The organism is uncultured Caballeronia sp. (genome assembly GCF_964243625.1).
GTDB lineage: Bacteria > Pseudomonadota > Gammaproteobacteria > Burkholderiales > Burkholderiaceae > Caballeronia.
Window position 1 is genome coordinate 1 of sequence record NZ_CAXTGZ010000495.1, and the last position, 4,530, is coordinate 4,530.

Sequence of the window (4,530 nt, forward strand, 5' to 3'; positions counted from 1 at the left end):
CGTGATGGCGGCCGCCAACGTTGCCTGTGGGCTGATCTTCAGCCAAGTGGGCAGCGCCGCGATGGTGGTCGCATTAGGTGTTTGCCTGACACTTGCGGGCAACATCATCTCGTTCACGTACCACACCTATCAGCAGGAACTCTATCCGACCGCGATTCGCGCGCGAGCTGTGGGCTTCGTCTATTCCTGGAGCCGTTTGTCTGCTGTTTTCAGTTCTTTTGTGATCGCTTTCATCCTGAGAGATTTTGGTGTATCTGGCGTGTTCTGCTTCATTGCGGGCGCGATGGTGATCGTGATGATTGTCATTGGAACGATGGGTCCGCGGACCAGAGGCGCGTCGCTTGAAAGCATTTCCCATTAGTATCTGGATGCTTCGATAAGGACATCAAGATGACATGGGCGGTTTTTATTTTCGCTGCTTCTGGCGTAGATAGGGCCTGATGCGAGACATAAATGAAATTCCGGCGAACGTGTATTGCGCGGAAGTCTACGCCGACTGCACATGCGGCCCTCTAGTCCTTTCCGTGTAGGGTGTTTCCGCCGCCATGTTGACGCAACGTGGTGGCGACAAGCCCACGAAACCATCGATGCCCCGCGTCGTTATGATGACGAGCGTGCCAAAACTGCTGGACGGTCAGATCGGGTAAGTCGACAGGCAGTGGAAACACATCAACATCCGCCAAGCGCGCAAACAGGTCGGCGAGTTCATCGGGAACCGCCGCGATGAAATCGGATGTCGCAACGAGGCTCGGCACGGCGAGAAGATACGGTACATCCAAACCGACCTTCAGCCGCGCACCCCGCCGCCGCATTTCTTTTTCGAGTAGCTGATTGGTGAGCGCGAGGGTGCCGGCCACCACATGCTGTTTCTCGATGAACTGTGCGAGTGTCATGCGGATCTTCCTGCGCGTGGGCCCGCCTCTGATGATGCCGACCAGCGAGCGGCGGAAGAGCGGCTGCTGATGCAGGTTATCGCCCATCTTGCCCAGATATCCGATGGCCAGATCCAACGCGCCATCCTGCAGCGCGCTCGCCAATTCGAGCGACGGCAACTGGATCGGCTTGAGCGATGCAAGCGGCGCGCGTTCACGCAACGCCGCGAGAAGCCGAGGCAACAACACGATCACGCCCATGTCGCTCAGACAAACGGAAAACGTTCGCGTGGTGGTGGCCGCGTCGAATGCCTTCGCGCTCCATATCTCCTGCTGGACCACGCCTAGCACGTGCGCTACGCCGTCAATCAGACGTTCGCCCACGGGCGTGGGCGCCATCACAGGGCCGGCACGCACGAACAGATCGTCCTGAAACAGTGTACGGAGTTTCCCCAGTGCATGACTTACCGCGGGTTGCGTCAAGCCGAGGCGGTCGGCTGCCCGGGAGACGCTCCGTTCCTCGCCGAGCGCCTGAATGACGTACAGAAAATTAAGGTCGGGCGAGTCCATGTATGCACCCGATTCATTATGGATATGAAACTCATTGTATAGATTTATACCCGCCCAACGATTAACTTTGCTCCCACGGTCGATAAAAAGAGAATCAGGAGACAGAAGTGGTGGATTGCGACGTCATCATCGTGGGCGGTGGCCCGGTTGGATTGTTTCTCGCAGCTGAATTGGGTCAGCGAGGCATCAGCACGGAAGTGTTCGACGCCAAAGCGGGCACGAGCACTCATCCGGCCGCCAACGCGAATAGCGCGCGCACGATGGAGCACTTTCGACGCATCGGTATATCGGAGGCGGTTCGTGCGTTGGGTTTGCCGCGCGACTATGCACCGGACGTTGCGTACTTCACTTCAATCGCCGGTCATGAGCTTGCACGCCTTCATCAACCGGCATCCCAAGATGCAATCGAATGGGCAAAAGCGCATTCCTTCACCTGGGCTACGCCTGAACCCCCACACCGTTGCTCGCAACTCTACGTTGAGCCGGTTCTGCTCGAAGCCGCGCGCAAGAACGCCGCGTGCCGTGTGCATTTCAGCGCGCGCGTGACCGAATTCGCGCAAGACGGCGATTCGGTAACGGCCACCGTCGAGTTGGCCGCGACGCCCGAACGCGACGCCGAAACGCGCAAGCTCAAGGCACGCTATCTGATCGGTTGCGATGGCCCACGAAGCTTCGTGCGCAAATCGCTTGGCGTGCGGTATGAGGGCGTATCCGGTGAAAGGCGCGAATTCATGGGCGGCCAGATGGACGCCGTGTATTTCTACGCACCTGACATCTACACAGTCAGCCCGCATGCGCCCGCATGGCAATACTGGACCTTTAGCGCGAGGCAACGCGCGCTGATCATTGCAGTCGACGGCAAAGGTCACTTCATCATGAACGTGCAGATGCGCGAGGACGAACTGCCCGACGACGACAGCGTCCGGCGCCGTATCAGCGAAGCAATCGGCGCGGATATTCCGTTCGAACTGAAAAGCGGTTCGACGTGGACTGCGGGCTTCACCTTGGTCGCCGAGAAGTTCGCGGTAGCGCGAGTGTTTCTTGCCGGCGACGCCGCGCATCTTTTCACGCCGACAGGCGGCCTTGGCTACAACACCGGCATCGAGGACGCAGCCAATCTTGCGTGGAAACTCGAAGCGATGGTCAAGGGCTTCGCGGGAGCCGCACTCGGCGCGAGCTACGAGGCAGAACGCCGTCCAGCGGCGCTGAGAAATACCGCATTTGCACGTGGTTTCGCGGATAGCATCGGCCATCTGCAGGTGCCTGCGGCGGCATACGAAGACGGGCCACACGGCGATGCCGCGCGCGAAGCTGTCGGTGACTATCTGGAGTTTCATGCCACCGCCGAATTCGTCATTCCGGGAGTGCATCTCGGCACGCGTTACGAAATGTCGCCGCTGATTGAAGCCGAAGCCGGTGCGAGCCCGCCCGATACAGCCAACCTCTACGTGCCGTGCGCACGCGCCGGCCATCGCGCGCCGCATGTGTGGCTCGCCGGCGGCCATTCGTTTTACGACCGGCTTGGCATGGGCTTCACATTGCTGTGTACGGCACCGGCAGGCATCGACGCAGCGCACGATGAAGCATTGCACCGCGCTGCATCGACGCTACCGCAACTGGCGGTCATGTGTATCAGCGAAGCGGCGGTAGCTGATCTCTACAAGGCCGATTTCGTATTGATCCGGCCTGACCAGCACGTGGCGTGGCGCGGCAATGCGCTGGGTAGCGAGTTCGAAGCAGCAGTGAGGCGTGCCATTGGACATGCATGTGATAACGGCGCCGCGCCGTCTTCTGAAACGGCCATGACGCCATGAGTTGAACGACAGGGAGGTCTTGAAGGACCTCTGAAAAACAAAAACGGAAATAGTTTCGCATTCAAGCGAACCCATCCATCGGAGACAGTAAATGCATGCGCACGCAATCACGCCCCGCAGCGTCGTGGACGACGGGAAGACTTCGCCGCTACAAATTCTCACCCTGTTCTCTGCTTTCTAGTCGTTGCCGCCGACGGCTTCGACGTTGCGTCCGTGGGTTACGTCGCGCCGTTGCTCAAGAAAGCATGGTCGCTCAGCCCGGCGCAGCTCGGTCCGATTTTCGGCGCGGGCCTGTTCGGTCTCACAGTCGGCAGCTTCCTGTTTGGGCCGCTCGCGGATCGCATTGGCCGCAAGCGCGTCATCGCGATTTCGCTTGTGTTGTTCGGGATCGGCAGCCTCGCATGTGCTTATGCGTCTTCGCCAACGTGGCTCATCCTGCTGCGTTTCGCAACCGGTGCGGGACTCGGCGGTGCGATGCCGAATGCGATCACTCTGTCGTCGGAGTTCAGCCCTGCGCGCAGCCGTGCCTTGATGGTCACGCTGATGTTTTGCGGCTTTACGCTCGGGCTGGCGTTTGGCGGCGCGGTCGCTGCGCTATTGATTCCGGCCTTCGGCTGGCAGGGCGTCTTTGTCTTCGGCGGTGTATTCCCGCTTTTGTTAACACCGATAGTCTGGTTTTGGATGCCGGAGTCGTTGCGATTCATGGCCGGAAAACCACGCTATCAGCGCGAAAGCCGTGAGGTGCTTCGGCGTCTGACCGGCGACGCGAACACGCCGATCGAAGAGGTGATCCCCAAGGAAGCCAATGCCAACGCGGTCCGTGAAAATGCGGTCGGCACCCTTTTCAGTCAGCGTTATCGAACTGGGACGCTGCTGCTTTGGCTCGCGTTCTTCTGCACCTTGTGGGTCTACTACCAAGTCAGCAGCTGGCTGCCCACGGTGATCACCGGCGCCGGTATCGAAGCCTCGCACGCTGCACGCGTCGGCGCCATGTTGCCGCTCGGCGGAACGATTGGCTCGCTGATAAATGCGCGCTTGATGGACAGGATGAATCCGTTCTACGTGCTCGCCGGCTCCTACGCCGTCGCCGCGGTCTCTATTGCGTTGATCGGGGTTTCGATCAACCAACCCACATGGGTGTACGTCACCGTCTTCATGGCAGGTCTTGGCCTCTCAGGCGCGCAAACCGGCGCGAACGTGCTCGTCGCCGGGTTCTATACGACGGCTGCGCGCGCCACCGGCGTGAGCTGGGCGCTTGGCGTCGGCCGCATTGG

Annotated in this window: 4 protein-coding genes; 3 read left to right on the top strand and 1 reads right to left on the bottom strand. The window is 60.1% G+C overall.

Going from position 1 to position 4,530, the window contains the following annotated elements; genetic code table 11:
- Positions 1 to 361: MFS transporter (locus tag ACFFAR_RS25505; protein WP_375508686.1), on the top strand; the 361-nt coding region annotated here is incomplete at its 5' end.
- Between the two features lie 151 nt (positions 362 to 512).
- On the opposite strand, the gene ACFFAR_RS25510 is transcribed toward ACFFAR_RS25505, so the two are convergent.
- Positions 513 to 1,442 carry a LysR substrate-binding domain-containing protein gene (locus ACFFAR_RS25510; protein WP_174363652.1) on the bottom strand — a complete coding sequence of 310 codons (930 nt, stop codon included), beginning with the start codon at positions 1,440 to 1,442 and terminating at the stop codon, positions 513 to 515.
- Between the two features lie 107 nt (positions 1,443 to 1,549).
- Between ACFFAR_RS25510 and ACFFAR_RS25515 the strand changes: the two genes are divergently transcribed.
- Positions 1,550 to 3,256, top strand: a complete 1,707-nt coding sequence (locus tag ACFFAR_RS25515; RefSeq protein WP_375508687.1) for an FAD-dependent monooxygenase — start codon at positions 1,550 to 1,552, stop codon at positions 3,254 to 3,256.
- A 213-nt stretch (positions 3,257 to 3,469) separates the two neighbouring features.
- Positions 3,470 to 4,530: MFS transporter (locus ACFFAR_RS25520; RefSeq protein ID WP_375508688.1), on the top strand; the 1,061-nt coding region annotated here is incomplete at its 3' end.